We start from the raw sequence: 14,387 nt of genomic DNA on the forward strand, positions 1-14,387 counted from the left end.
AGTGAGCCTGCTCGCGATAGCGATTTCAGTCGCGCAGAGTAATGACCGGCCAGCCACGCTTCTCTGCTTCGGCCCGCAGATTCGGATCCGGATCGACAGCCACCGGATTCGCCACCTGCTCCAGCAACGGCAAATCATTCATCGAATCGCTATAGAAATAGCTGCCTTCCAGCGAATACCCGGTCTCTTCCAGCCAACGATTCAGCCGCGTCACCTTGCCCTCGCGAAAGCACGGAATGTCGGTGCTGCGCCCGCTATAACGGCCATCAACCATTTCACACTCGGTTGCGATCAGGGTTTCAACGCCCAGGCGCACAGCAATCGGCGCGGTGACGAAGCGGTTGGTCGCGGTGATGATCACCAGTTTGTCGCCGGCGTCCCGGTGTTTTTTCAGCAGTTCCAGCGCCTTCGGCAATACGATCGGCTCAATGCAGTCGCGCATGTAATCGTTGTGCCATTGCTCAAGCACGGCCATTTCGGTGCGGCCGAGGATCTCCAGGCAGAAGTTCAGGTACGCGGCGTTATCCAGTTTGCCGGCCAGGTAATCCTGATAAAACTCGTCGTTGCGAGCCTTGTACGCAATCGGGTCGAGGAAGCCGCGTTCACACAGATAGTCGCCCCAGGCGTGATCGCTGTCGCCGCCCAGAAGGGTGTTGTCCAAATCGAATAGAGCCAGGCGCATTGCAGTTACCCGCTGAAAAGTCAGTAAAAAGGCGACAAGAATACGGTCTTTTCACAAGAGTGCACATAAGGTAGGAAGCCTCGTTGCCGCCTTATCAACCTTTGTGGAACAATGCGGCGACATGCGTTTGCGAGGTTGTTGCCGTGATCGACCCCGATGGTTTCCGCCCCAATGTCGGGATCATTCTGACGAATGACGCCGGCCAGGTGCTATGGGCTCGCCGTATCAATCAAGATGCCTGGCAGTTTCCGCAAGGGGGAATCAACCCTGAAGAGACGCCGGAAGACGCCTTGTACCGCGAGCTGAACGAAGAAGTTGGCCTGGAACGTGAAGATGTTGAAATACTGGCCTGTACCCGGGGCTGGTTGCGCTATCGTTTGCCGCAACGTCTGGTGCGTACGCACAGCCAACCGCTGTGCATCGGCCAGAAACAGAAATGGTTTCTCCTGCGCCTGATCTCCAACGAGCAGCGGGTGCGGATGGATTTGACCGGTAAACCGGAGTTCGATGGCTGGCGCTGGGTCAGCTATTGGTATCCGTTGGGCCAGGTGGTGACATTCAAGCGCGAGGTGTATCGCCGCGCCCTCAAAGAGCTTGCCCCGCGCCTTTTAGCGCGCGACTGACGACGGAGTTCGACCCCGAGCCATGCTCAATACGCTGCGCAAGATCGTCCAGGAAGTTAACTCCGCCAAGGATCTCAAGGCGGCGTTGGGGATTATTGTGTTGCGCGTCAAAGAGGCCATGGGCAGCCAGGTCTGCTCGGTCTACCTGCTTGATCCCGAGACCAACCGCTTCGTCCTGATGGCCACCGAGGGCTTGAACAAGCGCTCGATCGGCAAGGTCAGCATGGCACCCAACGAAGGTCTGGTCGGTCTGGTCGGCACGCGTGAAGAACCCCTGAACCTCGAAAACGCTGCGGATCACCCGCGCTACCGTTACTTCGCCGAAACCGGTGAAGAACGTTACGCCTCGTTCCTCGGTGCACCGATCATTCACCACCGCCGCGTCGTCGGCGTGTTGGTTATCCAACAAAAAGAACGCCGCCAGTTCGACGAAGGTGAAGAAGCCTTCCTCGTGACCATGAGCGCACAGCTTGCAGGCGTTATCGCCCACGCCGAAGCCACCGGTTCGATCCGTGGTCTGGGCCGTCAGGGCAAAGGCATTCAGGAAGCCAAGTTCGTCGGCGTGCCGGGTTCGCCGGGGGCCGCCGTCGGTACTGCGGTGGTCATGCTGCCGCCGGCCGATCTCGACGTGGTGCCGGACAAGACCATCACCGACATCAATGCCGAACTGGCGCTGTTCAAGACCGCCATCGAAGGCGTGCGCGCCGACATGCGCGCGTTGTCCGCCAAACTCGCGACCCAACTGCGTCCGGAAGAGCGCGCACTGTTCGACGTCTACCTGATGATGCTCGACGATGCCTCGCTGGGCAGCGAAATCACCACCGTGATCAAGACTGGCCAGTGGGCGCAGGGCGCGCTGCGTCAGGTGGTCACTGAGCACGTCAACCGTTTCGAACTGATGGACGACGCCTACCTGCGTGAGCGTGCGTCGGACGTCAAAGACCTCGGTCGCCGCCTGCTCGCCTACTTGCAGGAAGAGCGCCAGCAGAACCTGGTCTATCCGGAAAAAACCATTCTGGTCAGCGAAGAGCTGACGCCGGCGATGCTCGGCGAGGTGCCGGAAGGCACGCTGGTCGGTCTGGTTTCGGTACTCGGCTCGGGTAACTCGCACGTCGCGATTCTCGCCCGGGCCATGGGCATTCCGACGGTGATGGGTCTGGTCGACCTGCCGTACGCCAAGGTCGACGGCATCGAAATGATCGTCGATGGCACACGCGGCGAGGTCTACACCAACCCGAGCGAAGTGCTGCGCAAGCAGTTCGCCGAAGTCGTCGAAGAAGAGAAACAACTGGCGCTGGGCCTCGACACCCTGCGCGACCTACCGTGCGTGACCCTCGATGGCCACCGCATGCCGCTGTGGGTCAACACCGGCCTGCTGGCCGATGTGGCGCGGGCGCAGAAGCGTGGCGCCGAAGGTGTCGGCCTGTACCGCACCGAAGTGCCGTTCATGATCAACCAGCGCTTCCCGAGCGAGAAGGAACAACTGGCGATCTACCGCGAGCAACTCGCCGCGTTCCACCCGCAACCGGTGACCATGCGCAGCCTCGACATCGGCGGTGACAAGTCGCTGTCGTACTTCCCGATCAAGGAAGACAACCCGTTCCTCGGCTGGCGCGGCATTCGTGTGACTCTCGACCACCCTGAAATCTTCCTGGTGCAGACCCGCGCGATGCTCAAGGCCAGCGAAGGCCTGAACAACCTGCGGATTCTGCTGCCGATGATCTCCGGCACCCACGAACTCGAAGAAGCCCTGCACCTGATCCACCGGGCCTGGGGTGAAGTGCGCGACGAAGGCACCGACGTGCCGATGCCGCCGATCGGCGTGATGATCGAGATCCCGGCAGCGGTGTACCAGACCAAGGAGCTGGCGCGGATGGTCGACTTCCTGTCCGTCGGTTCCAACGACTTGACCCAGTATTTGCTGGCGGTCGACCGTAACAACCCGCGTGTGGCCGATCTCTACGACTACCTGCATCCGGCGGTGCTGCAAGCCCTGCAAACCGTGGTACGCGATGCCCATGCCGAAGGTAAACCGGTGAGTATCTGCGGCGAAATGGCCGGTGATCCGGCGGCGGCAGTGCTGTTGATGGCGATGGGTTTTGACAGTTTGTCGATGAACGCCACCAACTTGCCGAAGGTGAAGTGGATGCTGCGTCAGGTCAATCTGAGCAAGGCTCAGGAATTGCTGGCGGAGCTGATGACCATCGACAATCCGCAAGTTATCCACAGCTCGCTGCAATTGGCGCTGAAGAACCTTGGGTTGTCGAAGATGCATCCGCCGGCGGTGGTCAAGGCCCTCTGAAGATCAAAAGCCCCTCACCCTAACCCTCTCCCGGGGGGAGAGGGGACTGATTGGGGGATGCTGCAGAACTCCGCCGACCTGAAAGTGCTTTGCTGGATCCATAATCGATTCAAACCGACTTGAGGTGTTGTGCTGAATCCATAATCGAACCGCACCGGGCTGGAAGTGCTGTGTTGAATCCATAATCGATTCACACCGACTTGAAAGTGCGTGTTGAATCCATAATCAACTCGGTCTTTCAGGTCGATGCATGGCTCAAGACACCTCGGTCGGCCCCCTCTCCCTTTGGGAGAGGGCTGGGGTGAGGGTTGGCTTTTAAGCTGTTATTTCCACTTCACCCAAATGCCCGCCATACGGCCCAAAACTCCGCTCCACCATCCGCCGCGCCCCATCCGCCTGCACAATCAACGCCGTACTCGCCCGCGTCCCGTAACTCTGGCTGGCGATAAACACGCTCGATAACAATGACTCCGTCGCCAGACCCACCCCAGTATCCGGCAACTCGGCAAACGGCGCGGTCTGCGCATCGCCCAGCAGCTCCATCAAGCGCTCAGGCTGCGGATCATCCAGCACTGCACTCAACGCAGCCTTGGCCTTGAGCAACTTCGGCCACGGCGTATCCAGCCCGGCATTCGACAGTCCGTAAACACCTGGCTCCAGCATTACTGGTTCCGACATCCGCGCATTGAAGTGCCACAGCTCATGGCTGTTGCCGAGCAGCAGATTAAACCCGGCATATTCCGGCGCACGTCCGACCACATCGCTCAAATAATCATCAATCGACGCATCGTCGGTGAGAAATCGCGCCACCAACTCACCCCGTGACTTGCGCGCTGGCGGTTGATGCGGATCGCGGATATTGGTCAGCGCGGCAAAGCGTCCGTTGGCGCCAATCCCCAGCCAACTCCCGCCGGCCTCAAGATCACGTCCGGCATGCACATGCGGCGCTTCTGGCCATGGCGCCAGTGGCAGGCTTGGCCGGGCGTAGAACTCGTCACGGTTGGCCGCGACGATCAGCGGCTGGGCATGGCCCGGGCGCCAGGCGAAAACAATCAGGCACATAAGGTGGTCCTTGTGTGTGTTTTGCTCACTCTACGCATCCGGCGTCCGTGCATCCATCGCCAGTGGAGCCAAAGGGTGTGCATCCGTTACCATGCCGCTCCGGTTTTGCGGATGCGGTCTGGGGAGACGGTCATGGAATTTCTGCTCTATCTGGCGCTGGGCGCCTGTGCGGGCGTGCTGGCCGGGCTGTTCGGGGTTGGCGGCGGGATCATCATCGTGCCGGTGCTGGTGTTCAGTTTCACCTTGCAGGGCTTTGATCAGTCGATCCTCACCCATCTGGCGGTCGGGACGTCGCTGGCGACGATCATCTTCACCTCGGTCAACGCCGTGCGTGAGCATCACCGTCGAGGCGCAGTGCGCTGGCCGATCTTCATGTGGATGGCCGTCGGCATTCTGCTCGGTGCAGGTTTCGGCGCGCTGACTGCGGAAGCGATTTCCGGGCCGCACCTGCAAAAGATCATCGGCGTGTTTGCCTTGATCATCTCGGTGCAACTGGCGCTGGACATTAAACCCAAGGCCAGCCGAACGGTGCCGGGTAAACTCGGTCTGACCGTGGCCGGCAGTGTGATCGGTTGGGCCTCGGCGATTTTTGGCGTGGGCGGCGGTTCGCTGACCGTGCCGTTCCTGACCTGGCGCAGCGTGCCGATGCAGCAAGCCGTGGCAACCTCATCGGCCTGCGGTCTGCCGATCGCCCTTGTCAGTGCATTAAGTTTCATGATTCTGGGGTGGCACGATCCGTTGTTGCCACCGCATAGTCTCGGTTTTGTTTATTTACCGGCGCTGCTGGGCATCGCCCTGACCAGCATGGTCTTCGCCCGCATCGGCGCGCGTTTGGCGCACAGATTGTCGCCGCGCTTGCTGAAACGGCTGTTCGCCGCTTTGCTGTTCAGCGTGGGTCTGAGCTTCCTGCTTTAACCGCGTCGCAATCCTGGCTTAATCCTGAGGTGGCAGCGTCGCCCGGGAATTTTGGTTTCAACTCTAACGAGGAGTCGCAATGCTGCCTTACCCGCAGATCGACCCGGTGGCCCTGGCCATCGGTCCGCTGAAAATCCACTGGTACGGTCTGATGTACCTGATCGGCATCGGCGGTGCGTGGCTGCTGGCGTCGCGCCGGCTCAACCGTTTCGACCCGACCTGGACCAAGGAGAAACTCTCCGACATGGTCTTCTGGATGTCGATGGGCGTGATCGTCGGCGGACGTCTGGGTTACGTGCTGTTCTACGATCTGAGTGCCTACCTGGCCAACCCGACGCTGATTTTCGAAGTGTGGAAGGGCGGCATGTCGTTCCACGGCGGGTTCATTGGCGTAATGCTCGCAGCCTTGTGGTTCGGCAAGCGTAACGGCAAGTCGTTCTTCCAGTTGATGGACTTCGTCGCACCAATGGTGCCGATCGGCCTGGGTGCTGGGCGCATCGGTAACTTCATCAACGCCGAGTTGTGGGGTAAAGCCACCGACGTGCCGTGGGCGATGGTCTTCCCGCCGTTCAGCGATCCGGCGCAACTGCCGCGTCACCCGTCGCAGCTGTATCAGTTCGCGCTGGAAGGCGTGGCGCTGTTCCTGATCCTGTGGATTTTCTCGCGCAAACCGCGTCCGACCATGGCCGTTTCCGGCATGTTCGCGCTGTTCTACGGCATCTTCCGTTTCATCGTCGAGTTCGTCCGCGTGCCGGATGCGCAACTGGGCTACTTGGCCTGGAACTGGCTGACCATGGGCCAGGTGCTCTGCGTGCCGATGATCGTTGGCGGGCTGTTCCTGATCTGGCTGGCCTATCGTCGCGCGCCGGCAGCACCGCTCGCACCGACGGCTTAAACTACGAACCCCGGCGCGCGACGCCGGGGCTCAAAGGACACAGGTAACTCATGAAGCAATATCTCGAACTGGTCTCGCACGTCATTCAGAACGGCACCAAACAGGCCAACCGCACCGGTATCAACACCATCAGCTTCCCGGGTGCGATGCTGCGTTTCGATCTGCAGGAAGGTTTTCCGGCGATCACCACGCGCAAAATGGCCTTCAAATCGGCCATCGGCGAGATGTGCGGATTTTTGCGTGGCGTGAACAACGCCGCTGAATTCCGGGCGCTGGGCTGCAAGGTCTGGGACCAGAACGCCAACGAAAACGCGCAGTGGCTGGCCAACCCGTTCCGCCAGGGCGACGACGACCTCGGCGAAATCTACGGCGTGCAATGGCGCAAGTGGCCGGCGTACAAGCAGATCCCGCTGAGCAACACCGCCGCCATCGAACAAACGCTGAGCAACGGCTACAAGCAGATTGCTCAGGGCGAAGAAGACGGCCAGGCCTACGTGGTGCTGTACAAAGCCATCGACCAGGTGCGCCAGTGCGTCGATACGATCATCAACGATCCGGGTAGCCGCCGTATTCTGTTCCACGGCTGGAACGTTGCTCAGCTGGATGAAATGGCCCTGCCGCCGTGCCACCTGCTGTACCAGTTCCACCCGAACGTCGAGACCAAAGAGATCTCCCTGACCCTGTATATCCGCTCCAACGACCTGGGTCTGGGCACGCCGTTCAACCTCACCGAAGGCGCCGCGCTGCTGAGCCTGATCGGTCGCCTGACCGGCTACACGCCGCGCTGGTTCACCTATTTCATCGGTGATGCGCACGTCTACGAGAATCACCTGGACATGCTCAACGAACAGCTCAAGCGCGAGCCGTTCGCCATGCCGAAGCTGAAAATTTCGGATCGTGTGCCGGAGTTTGCCAAGACCGGTGTTTATCAGCCGGAGTGGCTGGAGCTGGTCGAGCCGAGCGATTTCTCGCTGGAAGGCTATGAGCATCACGCGCCGATGACCGCGCCAATGGCGGTCTAGTCAGCAGGATCGTTCCCACGCTCTGCGTGGGAATGAATCCCGTGACGCTCCGCGTCACTTAGGACGCGGAGCGTCCATGGCGGCATTCCCACGCGGAGCATGGGAACGAGCGCCAACGTCAGTGGCCGTGGCTGCGGCCTACGTGGGAGTGTTCAACTTCCGTCGCGACAACCCCGCCACTCACTTCCAGCCGCTGCAAAATCCCGCATTGATCGGCCATCGGCCCTTCTCCACAACGTTGGCGCAGGTCGAGCAGTTGCGTCTGCAACGCCAGCAACCCATCAATCCGCGCCTTCACATGCTGAATGTGCTCGTCGATCAGCGCATTGACGCTTTCGCACTGGTCTTGCGGACTGTCGCGCAAGGCGAGCAGGCTGCGGATTTCTTCGAGGGTCATGTCGAGGGTGCGGCAGTTGCGGATGAAGGTCAGGCGTTCGGCGTGGGCCTGGGTGTAGACGCGGTAGTTGCCGTCGCTGCGAGCCGGTTCCGGCAGGAGGTTTTCGCGCTCGTAGTAGCGGATGGTTTCCACGGCGCAGTCGGTGAGTTTGGCCAGTTCTCCGATCTTCATGACGGCAATCTCCAAAAGGGTGCTTGACCCTATAGTGGCTACAGGGTCTTTACTTGGCAACAGGCACCTTCATGGACGCGACCAATGAGCGATTCCCAGCACACCCACAAGCCCGGCGACGGCCACGATCACAGTCATAAATTGCAGCCTGTGCATAAACATTCCCATGGCGGCGATTCTTGCTGCGGGTCGAAAGTTGCAGCCCCGGCACCGGTTCATGCGCACGAAGATTCCTGCTGCTCGTCGACAGCTGCCGCGCCTGCGTTGGTGCAACTGAGCGAGAAAACCAGCGCCGATGCGCGACTGAGCAGTTTCCGCATCGAGGCGATGGACTGCCCGACCGAGCAGACGCTGATTCAGAACAAGCTCGGCAAACTCGCCGGTGTGCAGCAACTGGAATTCAACCTGATCAACCGTGTGCTCGGCGTGACTCACAATCTGCCGGGCACCGAGCCCATCACCGAGGCGATCCAATCCCTCGGCATGCACGCCGAGCCGTTGGAGGCGGGCGTCGAAGCGCCAGCCCCGGCGCCAGTGAAAAAACACTGGTGGCCGCTGGCGTTGTCCGGTGTCGGCGCGCTTGCCGCCGAAGTCATCCACTTCACCAACGCCGCACCAACCTGGGTGGTGGCGATCATCGCGCTGGTGTCGATCCTCAGCGGTGGCCTGACCACCTATAAAAAGGGCTGGATCGCCCTGAAGAACCGCAACCTCAACATCAACGCACTGATGAGCATCGCCGTGACCGGTGCGATCCTCATCGGCCAGTGGCCGGAAGCGGCGATGGTGATGTTCCTGTTCACTGTCGCCGAGTTGATCGAAGCGCGCTCGCTGGACCGTGCGCGCAATGCGATCAGCGGCCTGATGCAGATGACGCCGGAGCAAGCCACGGTGTTGCAGGCTGACGGCAGCTGGATCGAGCAGGACGTGAAAAGCGTCGAACTCGGCGCCCGCGTGCGGGTGAAACCCGGCGAGCGCATCGCGCTGGACGGCGAAGTGGTCAGCGGCAGTTCGACCATCGACCAGGCACCGATCACCGGGGAAAGCCTGCCGGTGGAGAAGACCGTCGGCGACAAAGTTTTCGCCGGCACCATCAATCAGGCCGGTTCGCTGGAATACGCGGTGACCGCAGCGGCGAACAACTCGACCCTGGCGCGCATCATTCACGCCGTGGAACAGGCCCAAGGTGCGCGCGCCCCGACCCAGCGCTTCGTCGATCAGTTCTCGAAAATCTACACGCCGGTGGTGTTCGTGTTTGCCTTGGCCGTGGCGATCATTCCGCCGCTGTTCATGGGCGCTGTGTGGTTTGACTGGATCTACCGTGCGCTGGTGTTGCTGGTGGTCGCGTGCCCATGTGCACTGGTGATTTCGACCCCGGTGACCATCGTCAGCGGCCTCGCGGCAGCGGCGCGCAAAGGCATTCTGGTCAAGGGCGGCGTGTACCTGGAGGGCGGTTTCAAGCTCGACTATCTGGCGCTGGATAAAACCGGGACGATTACCCACGGCAAACCGGTGCAGACCGATTACCTGTCCCTCGATCCAACTGCCGATGCCACGGCGCCGGCCATCGCCGCGGCGTTGGCCGGTCGCTCCGATCACCCGGTGTCGCTGGCCATCGCCAATGCCGCTGTGGATAAAAACTTCGCTGTGCTGAGTGTGGATAACTTCGAAGCACTGGGCGGGCGTGGCGTCAAAGGTGAAATCAACGGTCAGACCTACCACTTGGGCAACCATCGTTTGGTCGAAGAACTGGGCCTATGCTCGCCCGCGCTGGAAGAAAAACTCTTCGCGCTGGAGAAACAGGGTAAGTCAGTGGTGTTGCTGCTTGACGGCTCTGGCCCACTGGCTCTGTTCGCTGTGGCCGATACCGTCAAGGAATCCAGCCGCGAAGCGATCCGTCAGTTGCATGAACTCGGGGTGAAAACCCTGATGCTCACCGGCGACAATGTCCACACCGCCCAGGCGATTGCCGCGCAGGTCGGCATCGACGAGGCCCGTGGCGACTTGCTGCCGACCGACAAACTGCAAGCCATCGAAGACCTTTATGCACAAGGCCGGCGAGTTGGCATGGTCGGCGACGGCATCAATGACGCGCCGGCACTGGCCCGCGCCGAGATCGGTTTCGCCATGGCCGCTGCTGGTACCGACACTGCTATCGAAACCGCCGATGTCGCCCTGATGGACGACGATCTGCGCAAAATCCCGGCGTTCATCAGCCTGTCGCGCAATACCGCGAGCATCCTGAAACAGAACATCGCGTTGGCACTGGTGATCAAAGCTATCTTTCTTGGGGTAACCTTCGCCGGAGTCGCCACCATGTGGATGGCGGTGTTCGCCGACATGGGCGTGAGCCTGTTGGTGGTGTTCAACGGTTTGCGCCTGCTGCGCAAATAGATGAGGAAAGGTTGTGCTGAGTGCCGAGCTGAAAGCGTTTTACATGGTCGCTCGCCTGGGCAGCATCACGCTGGCGGCGAAAAAACTCGGCCTCAGCCAACCGACCGTGACCACGCAGATCCGCAATCTGGAGAGCCAGTATTCGGTGGAGTTGTTTTATCGCGGCGGTCGACGCCTGAGTGTCAGTGATGAAGGCGCGCGGTTGCTGCCGATGGTCAAAACACTGTTGCAGCAGGAGGCCGACATCGAGTTCTTCCTGCGCAACAGCGGTCAGGTGCAGGGCACTTTGCGCATCGCGGCGACGGCACCGTATTACATCCTCGATCTGGTGAAGACCTTTCGCGAGCGCCTGCCGCAAGTGGAAGTGTCGGTGGAAATCGGCAACTCGCAGCAAGTGCTGGAAGCGCTGGAGGATTACCGCGTGGACATCGCCGCGTCGTCGCAATTGCTCGATGACGCGCGGTTGATTCGTCGGGTGTTGGGCACTGATCCGCTGGTGCTGGCGGTGCATCGCAATCATCCGCTGGCGGCGCAGGAGCATGTGGCGTTGAGTGCGCTGGCCGGGCATACGTTGTTGATGCGTGAATCCGGTTCAACCACACGGCGGCTGACGGAAGAGTTGCTCGCGAGTGCCGGGGTGAGCTTCGGGCCGTTGCTGGAGATTGGTAGTCGTGAGTCTATCCGTGAGGCGGTGTTGCGCAATATCGGCATCAGTATCATTGCCCGCCAGGAAGTGCCGCATGACCCGCAGTTGCGCGTGCTGACGATCGAAAATGCGCCGCAAATTCCCGAATATCTCTATTGCCTGAAAGAGCGCAAGGGCGCGCGGTTGCCGGCGGCGTTTCTTGGGTTGGCGCAGGAAATGTCCCCTGCGTAATGATCGTTCCCACGCTCAGCGTGGGAATGCAGCCCGGGACGCTCTGCGTCCCAAGAGCCGAACGCGGAGCGTCCGATGAGGCATTCCCACGCAGAGCGTGGGAACGATCGGTAGTGAACCAAAATCCCCGAATACCACTATCAACGGTTTTTGCCTCACTGCCACATGACGGACGCATTACAACTCTAGGATTGGCCTCATCTGCTTGATGAGGTCTGTCCATGAATCCTGCCATCGCAACTGCCCTGACCAACCCCGGTGCGCCGATGAAAGTGCGCGGCGTACAGAAACGCTTCGGCGCTTTCACCGCGCTGGATAATGTGTCCCTCGACGTCGCCGCCGGTGAGTTGGTGTGCCTGCTCGGCCCGTCGGGCTGCGGCAAGACCACGTTGCTGCGTTGCATCGCCGGTCTGGAAAAGCAGGACAGCGGCGAGTTGTACCTCGGCGATCGCGATGTCTCGCACCTCGCCCCGCAAGCCCGCGACTACGGGATTCTGTTCCAGTCCTACGCACTGTTCCCCAATCTGACCGTCGAGGCGAATATTGCCTACGGCCTTGCTGGCAGCGGGCGCGACGAAGTGCGCCAGCGCGTCGGCCAGATGCTCGAACTGGTCGGCCTCACCGGCAGCGAGAAAAAGTACCCCGGCCAATTGTCCGGCGGCCAGCAGCAACGCGTCGCGCTGGCCCGCGCTCTGGCGCCGGCACCGTCGCTGCTGTTGCTCGACGAACCGATGTCCGCCCTCGACGCCCGCGTCCGCGAGCATCTGTGCACCGAGCTGCGCCAACTGCAACGCAACCTCGGCATCACCACGCTGATGGTCACGCACAATCAGGACGAAGCCATGCTGATGGCCGACCGCATCGCCGTGATGAACAACGGCCGCGTCGAGCAGTACGCCACGCCGCAGGAAATCTACAACCGCCCGGCCACGCCGTTCGTGGCCGAGTTTGTCGGCCAGGGTAACTGGCTGCCGTTCCAGCGCAGCAGCGCCAGCCACGCCAGGGTTGGCGGGATGGATGTGCGTCTGGCGGATGGCAGTGTGAGCGGCGCCTCGGGCCGACTGTTCTGCCGCCCGGAAGCGATCAACGTCAATCCGCTGGTGCATGAGGAAAACCTGTTCCCGGCCAAAGTCCGCGAGATCACCTTCCTCGGCAACCGCTGCCGCATGAGCTTCGAACTCGATCAGTTGCCCGGCCACGCCTTGCTCGCCGAACTCGCCCCGGAAGCCATGCCGCGCCTCGGCGCCCAGCAAATCATGGTCGCCTTGCCGCCGCGCAGCCTGCAGGTGTTTGCCTGATGAACAGCAATCTCGCGCTGCCGCTACCGCACAAGCAGGTGCGCCAGACTTCGAAAGCCGAGATCGGCGACCGCATTTTTGTCGTCGGCGGCAAAGTTGTCTTGCTGCTGTTGCTCGGCGTCGCGGTGTTGCTGCCGTTGCTGGCGATCTTCTGGCGCGGCTTCAGCAGTGAAGCCGGGCAGGGCGGTGGCTGGCTCGCGGCGAAGGAGTTGGTGAGCAGCGAGAATTTCCACTGGCTGCTCGGCAACAGCCTGAAAGTTTCCCTCAGCGTCGCGGCCATCGTCGTACCGCTGGCCTACCTGTTTGCCTACGCGCTGCAACGCACGCTGATTCCGGCGAAAGGCATCTGGCGCGGGATTTCCCTGCTGCCGCTGATGGCGCCGTCGATGCTGCCGGGGATTGCGCTGGTCTATCTGTTCGGCAACCAAGGCATGTTGCGCGGGCTGCTCTCGGACAACATCTATGGATTCTGGGGGATTGTGCTGGGTGAGGTGATTTACACCTTCCCGCATGCGCTGATGATTCTGCTCTCGGCATTGTCGCTGGCCGATGCGCGCTTGTTCGATGCGGCGTCGAGCATGGGCGCCAGTCCCGCCAAGGCTTTCCGCAGCATCACCTGGCCGGCCACTCGCCAAGCGGTGTTTGCCGCGTTCTGTCTGGTGTTCACCCTGACCATCACCGATTTCGGCGTGCCGGTGGTGGTCGGTGGCGACTATCAAGTGCTGGCGCTGGAAGCTTACAAAGCCGTGGTCGGCCAACAGCAGTTCGGTCGCGGCGCGTTGATTGGCATGGTGCTGTTGCTGCCGGCGCTGTTCAGCTTCGGCGTCGATGCGTGGTTGCGTCGGCGACACGGCGATTCCATGAGCGGGCGTGCACAGGTGTTCAAACCGGCACCGTCGAAAGTGCGCGATGGCTGCTATCTGGCGATTGTTTTGCTGATCAGCGCCGCGTTGATTCTGGTGTTCGGCATGGCGGTGTTTTCCTCGCTGGTGAAGTTCTGGCCGTACAACCTGTCGCTGTCACTCAACCATTACCAGTTCAACGAAACCGCTGGCGGTGGCTGGCTGGCCTACAGCAACAGTTTGAAGATGGCTTTGGGCACGGCGTTGATCGGCAGCGTGCTGATTTTCACAGGCGCTTACCTGATGGAGAAAACCCGCACTCAGCGAGGCCTCAATCTGACCTTGCGCATGCTCAGTTTCGTGCCGATGGCGGTGCCGGGGCTGGTGCTTGGTCTCGGTTACGTTTTCTTCTTCAACCTCACGGGTAACCCGCTGCATGTGCTCTACGGGACGATGACGTTGCTGATCGTCTGCACGATTGCGCACTACCTGACCACCGCACAAATGACCGCGACCACCGCGCTGCGCCAACTCGATGCCGAGTTCGAAGCCGCAGCGCTGTCGCTGAAGGCGCCGCTGTATCGCCACTACCTGCGTGTCACTGTGCCGATCTGCCTGCCGGCGCTGCTCGACATCGTGCGCTACCTGTTCGTCTCGGCGATGACCACCGTTTCCGCTGCGATCTTCCTCTACAGCCCCGACACCATCCTCGCGGCAGTCGCGGTGCTGAACATGGATGACGCCGGCAACGTTGGCGGTGCGGCGGCGATGTCGACCCTGATTCTGTTCACCTCGGCGGGCGTGTCCTTGCTGCTGGCGTGGGCTTCGCGCGGCTTGCTGCGCCGTTCTCAAGCCTGGCGGCAAACCGCGCCCGGTCACTGATTCAACTCACTTACAGGAAAACGAT

Annotated in this window: 12 protein-coding genes; 9 read left to right on the forward strand and 3 right to left on the reverse strand. The window is 61.2% G+C overall.

The genetic code is table 11. The features are described 5' to 3' along the window. Positions 1–25 precede the first annotated feature (25 nt). Positions 26–682 carry an HAD family phosphatase gene (locus tag CKW26_RS16850; protein WP_095049428.1) on the reverse strand — a complete coding sequence of 219 codons (657 nt, stop codon included), beginning with the start codon at positions 680–682 and terminating at the stop codon, positions 26–28. A 143-nt stretch (positions 683–825) separates the two neighbouring features. Between CKW26_RS16850 and CKW26_RS16855 the strand changes: the two genes are divergently transcribed. Then, positions 826–1,305, forward strand: coding sequence for an RNA pyrophosphohydrolase (locus tag CKW26_RS16855; RefSeq protein WP_003229203.1), 480 nt, complete (start codon positions 826–828; stop codon positions 1,303–1,305). Between the two features lie 22 nt (positions 1,306–1,327). Beyond that, entirely contained in the window at positions 1,328–3,607 is a 2,280-nt protein-coding gene (ptsP, locus tag CKW26_RS16860; protein WP_007913900.1) for a phosphoenolpyruvate--protein phosphotransferase, read from the forward strand. A gap of 315 nt (positions 3,608–3,922) precedes the next feature. Here the strand turns inward: ptsP and CKW26_RS16865 are convergent, their stop codons facing one another. Then, positions 3,923–4,669, reverse strand: coding sequence for an NRDE family protein (locus CKW26_RS16865; RefSeq protein WP_095049429.1), 747 nt, complete (start codon positions 4,667–4,669; stop codon positions 3,923–3,925). 132 nt (positions 4,670–4,801) lie between these two features. Here CKW26_RS16865 and CKW26_RS16870 point away from each other — a divergent pair, with 132 nt between their 5' ends. From CKW26_RS16870 to CKW26_RS16880, 3 genes are all read left to right on the forward strand, one after another. Further along, positions 4,802–5,584 (forward strand): sulfite exporter TauE/SafE family protein, encoded by a 783-nt coding sequence (locus CKW26_RS16870; RefSeq protein ID WP_016983201.1) that lies wholly within the window; start codon positions 4,802–4,804, stop codon positions 5,582–5,584. A 79-nt stretch (positions 5,585–5,663) separates the two neighbouring features. Beyond that, entirely contained in the window at positions 5,664–6,479 is an 816-nt protein-coding gene (gene lgt / locus CKW26_RS16875) for a prolipoprotein diacylglyceryl transferase (RefSeq protein ID WP_007913003.1), read from the forward strand. Between the two features lie 50 nt (positions 6,480–6,529). Continuing rightward, positions 6,530–7,501: a thymidylate synthase gene (locus CKW26_RS16880; protein WP_034153704.1), complete on the forward strand. Its 972-nt coding sequence runs from the start codon at positions 6,530–6,532 to the stop codon at positions 7,499–7,501. Between the two features lie 118 nt (positions 7,502–7,619). Here the strand turns inward: CKW26_RS16880 and cadR are convergent, their stop codons facing one another. Next, positions 7,620–8,069, reverse strand: a complete 450-nt coding sequence (gene cadR, locus CKW26_RS16885; RefSeq protein ID WP_007912999.1) for a Cd(II)/Pb(II)-responsive transcriptional regulator — start codon at positions 8,067–8,069, stop codon at positions 7,620–7,622. 84 nt (positions 8,070–8,153) lie between these two features. Here cadR and CKW26_RS16890 point away from each other — a divergent pair, with 84 nt between their 5' ends. The 4 genes from CKW26_RS16890 to CKW26_RS16905 all read left to right on the forward strand — a co-directional run bounded on the left by CKW26_RS16890 (position 8,154) and on the right by CKW26_RS16905 (position 14,362). Next, the gene (locus CKW26_RS16890) at positions 8,154–10,463 is read left to right on the forward strand and encodes a heavy metal translocating P-type ATPase (RefSeq protein ID WP_095049430.1); all 2,310 of its coding nucleotides are present in this window, start codon (positions 8,154–8,156) and stop codon (positions 10,461–10,463) included. 13 nt (positions 10,464–10,476) lie between these two features. Beyond that, complete coding sequence (locus CKW26_RS16895) at positions 10,477–11,340, forward strand: LysR family transcriptional regulator (protein ID WP_064116303.1); 864 nt, start codon at positions 10,477–10,479, stop codon at positions 11,338–11,340. A gap of 221 nt (positions 11,341–11,561) precedes the next feature. Beyond that, the gene (locus tag CKW26_RS16900) at positions 11,562–12,638 is read left to right on the forward strand and encodes a putative 2-aminoethylphosphonate ABC transporter ATP-binding protein (RefSeq protein ID WP_095049431.1); all 1,077 of its coding nucleotides are present in this window, start codon (positions 11,562–11,564) and stop codon (positions 12,636–12,638) included. Continuing rightward, complete coding sequence (locus tag CKW26_RS16905) at positions 12,638–14,362, forward strand: putative 2-aminoethylphosphonate ABC transporter permease subunit (RefSeq protein WP_095049432.1); 1,725 nt, start codon at positions 12,638–12,640, stop codon at positions 14,360–14,362. Before CKW26_RS16900 ends, CKW26_RS16905 begins: the two co-directional genes overlap by 1 nt. The last annotated feature ends 25 nt before the right edge of the window (positions 14,363–14,387 follow it).

It is taken from the genome of Pseudomonas sp. Irchel s3h9, from assembly GCF_900187475.1.
GTDB lineage: Bacteria > Pseudomonadota > Gammaproteobacteria > Pseudomonadales > Pseudomonadaceae > Aquipseudomonas > Aquipseudomonas neuropathica.

What these genes read in the sequence shown, in the direction of transcription:
- CKW26_RS16850 (WP_095049428.1), bottom strand. Translation starts at nt 682, where the DNA reads ATGCGCCTGGCTCTATTCGATTTGGACAACACCCTTCTGGGCGGCGAC.
- CKW26_RS16890 (WP_095049430.1), top strand. Translation starts at nt 8,154, where the DNA reads ATGAGCGATTCCCAGCACACCCACAAGCCCGGCGACGGCCACGATCAC.
- CKW26_RS16870 (WP_016983201.1), top strand. Translation starts at nt 4,802, where the DNA reads ATGGAATTTCTGCTCTATCTGGCGCTGGGCGCCTGTGCGGGCGTGCTG.
- CKW26_RS16865 (WP_095049429.1), bottom strand. Translation starts at nt 4,669, where the DNA reads ATGTGCCTGATTGTTTTCGCCTGGCGCCCGGGCCATGCCCAGCCGCTG.
- CKW26_RS16905 (WP_095049432.1), top strand. Translation starts at nt 12,638, where the DNA reads ATGAACAGCAATCTCGCGCTGCCGCTACCGCACAAGCAGGTGCGCCAG.
- lgt (WP_007913003.1), top strand. Translation starts at nt 5,664, where the DNA reads ATGCTGCCTTACCCGCAGATCGACCCGGTGGCCCTGGCCATCGGTCCG.
- cadR (WP_007912999.1), bottom strand. Translation starts at nt 8,069, where the DNA reads ATGAAGATCGGAGAACTGGCCAAACTCACCGACTGCGCCGTGGAAACC.
- ptsP (WP_007913900.1), top strand. Translation starts at nt 1,328, where the DNA reads ATGCTCAATACGCTGCGCAAGATCGTCCAGGAAGTTAACTCCGCCAAG.
- CKW26_RS16900 (WP_095049431.1), top strand. Translation starts at nt 11,562, where the DNA reads ATGAATCCTGCCATCGCAACTGCCCTGACCAACCCCGGTGCGCCGATG.
- CKW26_RS16880 (WP_034153704.1), top strand. Translation starts at nt 6,530, where the DNA reads ATGAAGCAATATCTCGAACTGGTCTCGCACGTCATTCAGAACGGCACC.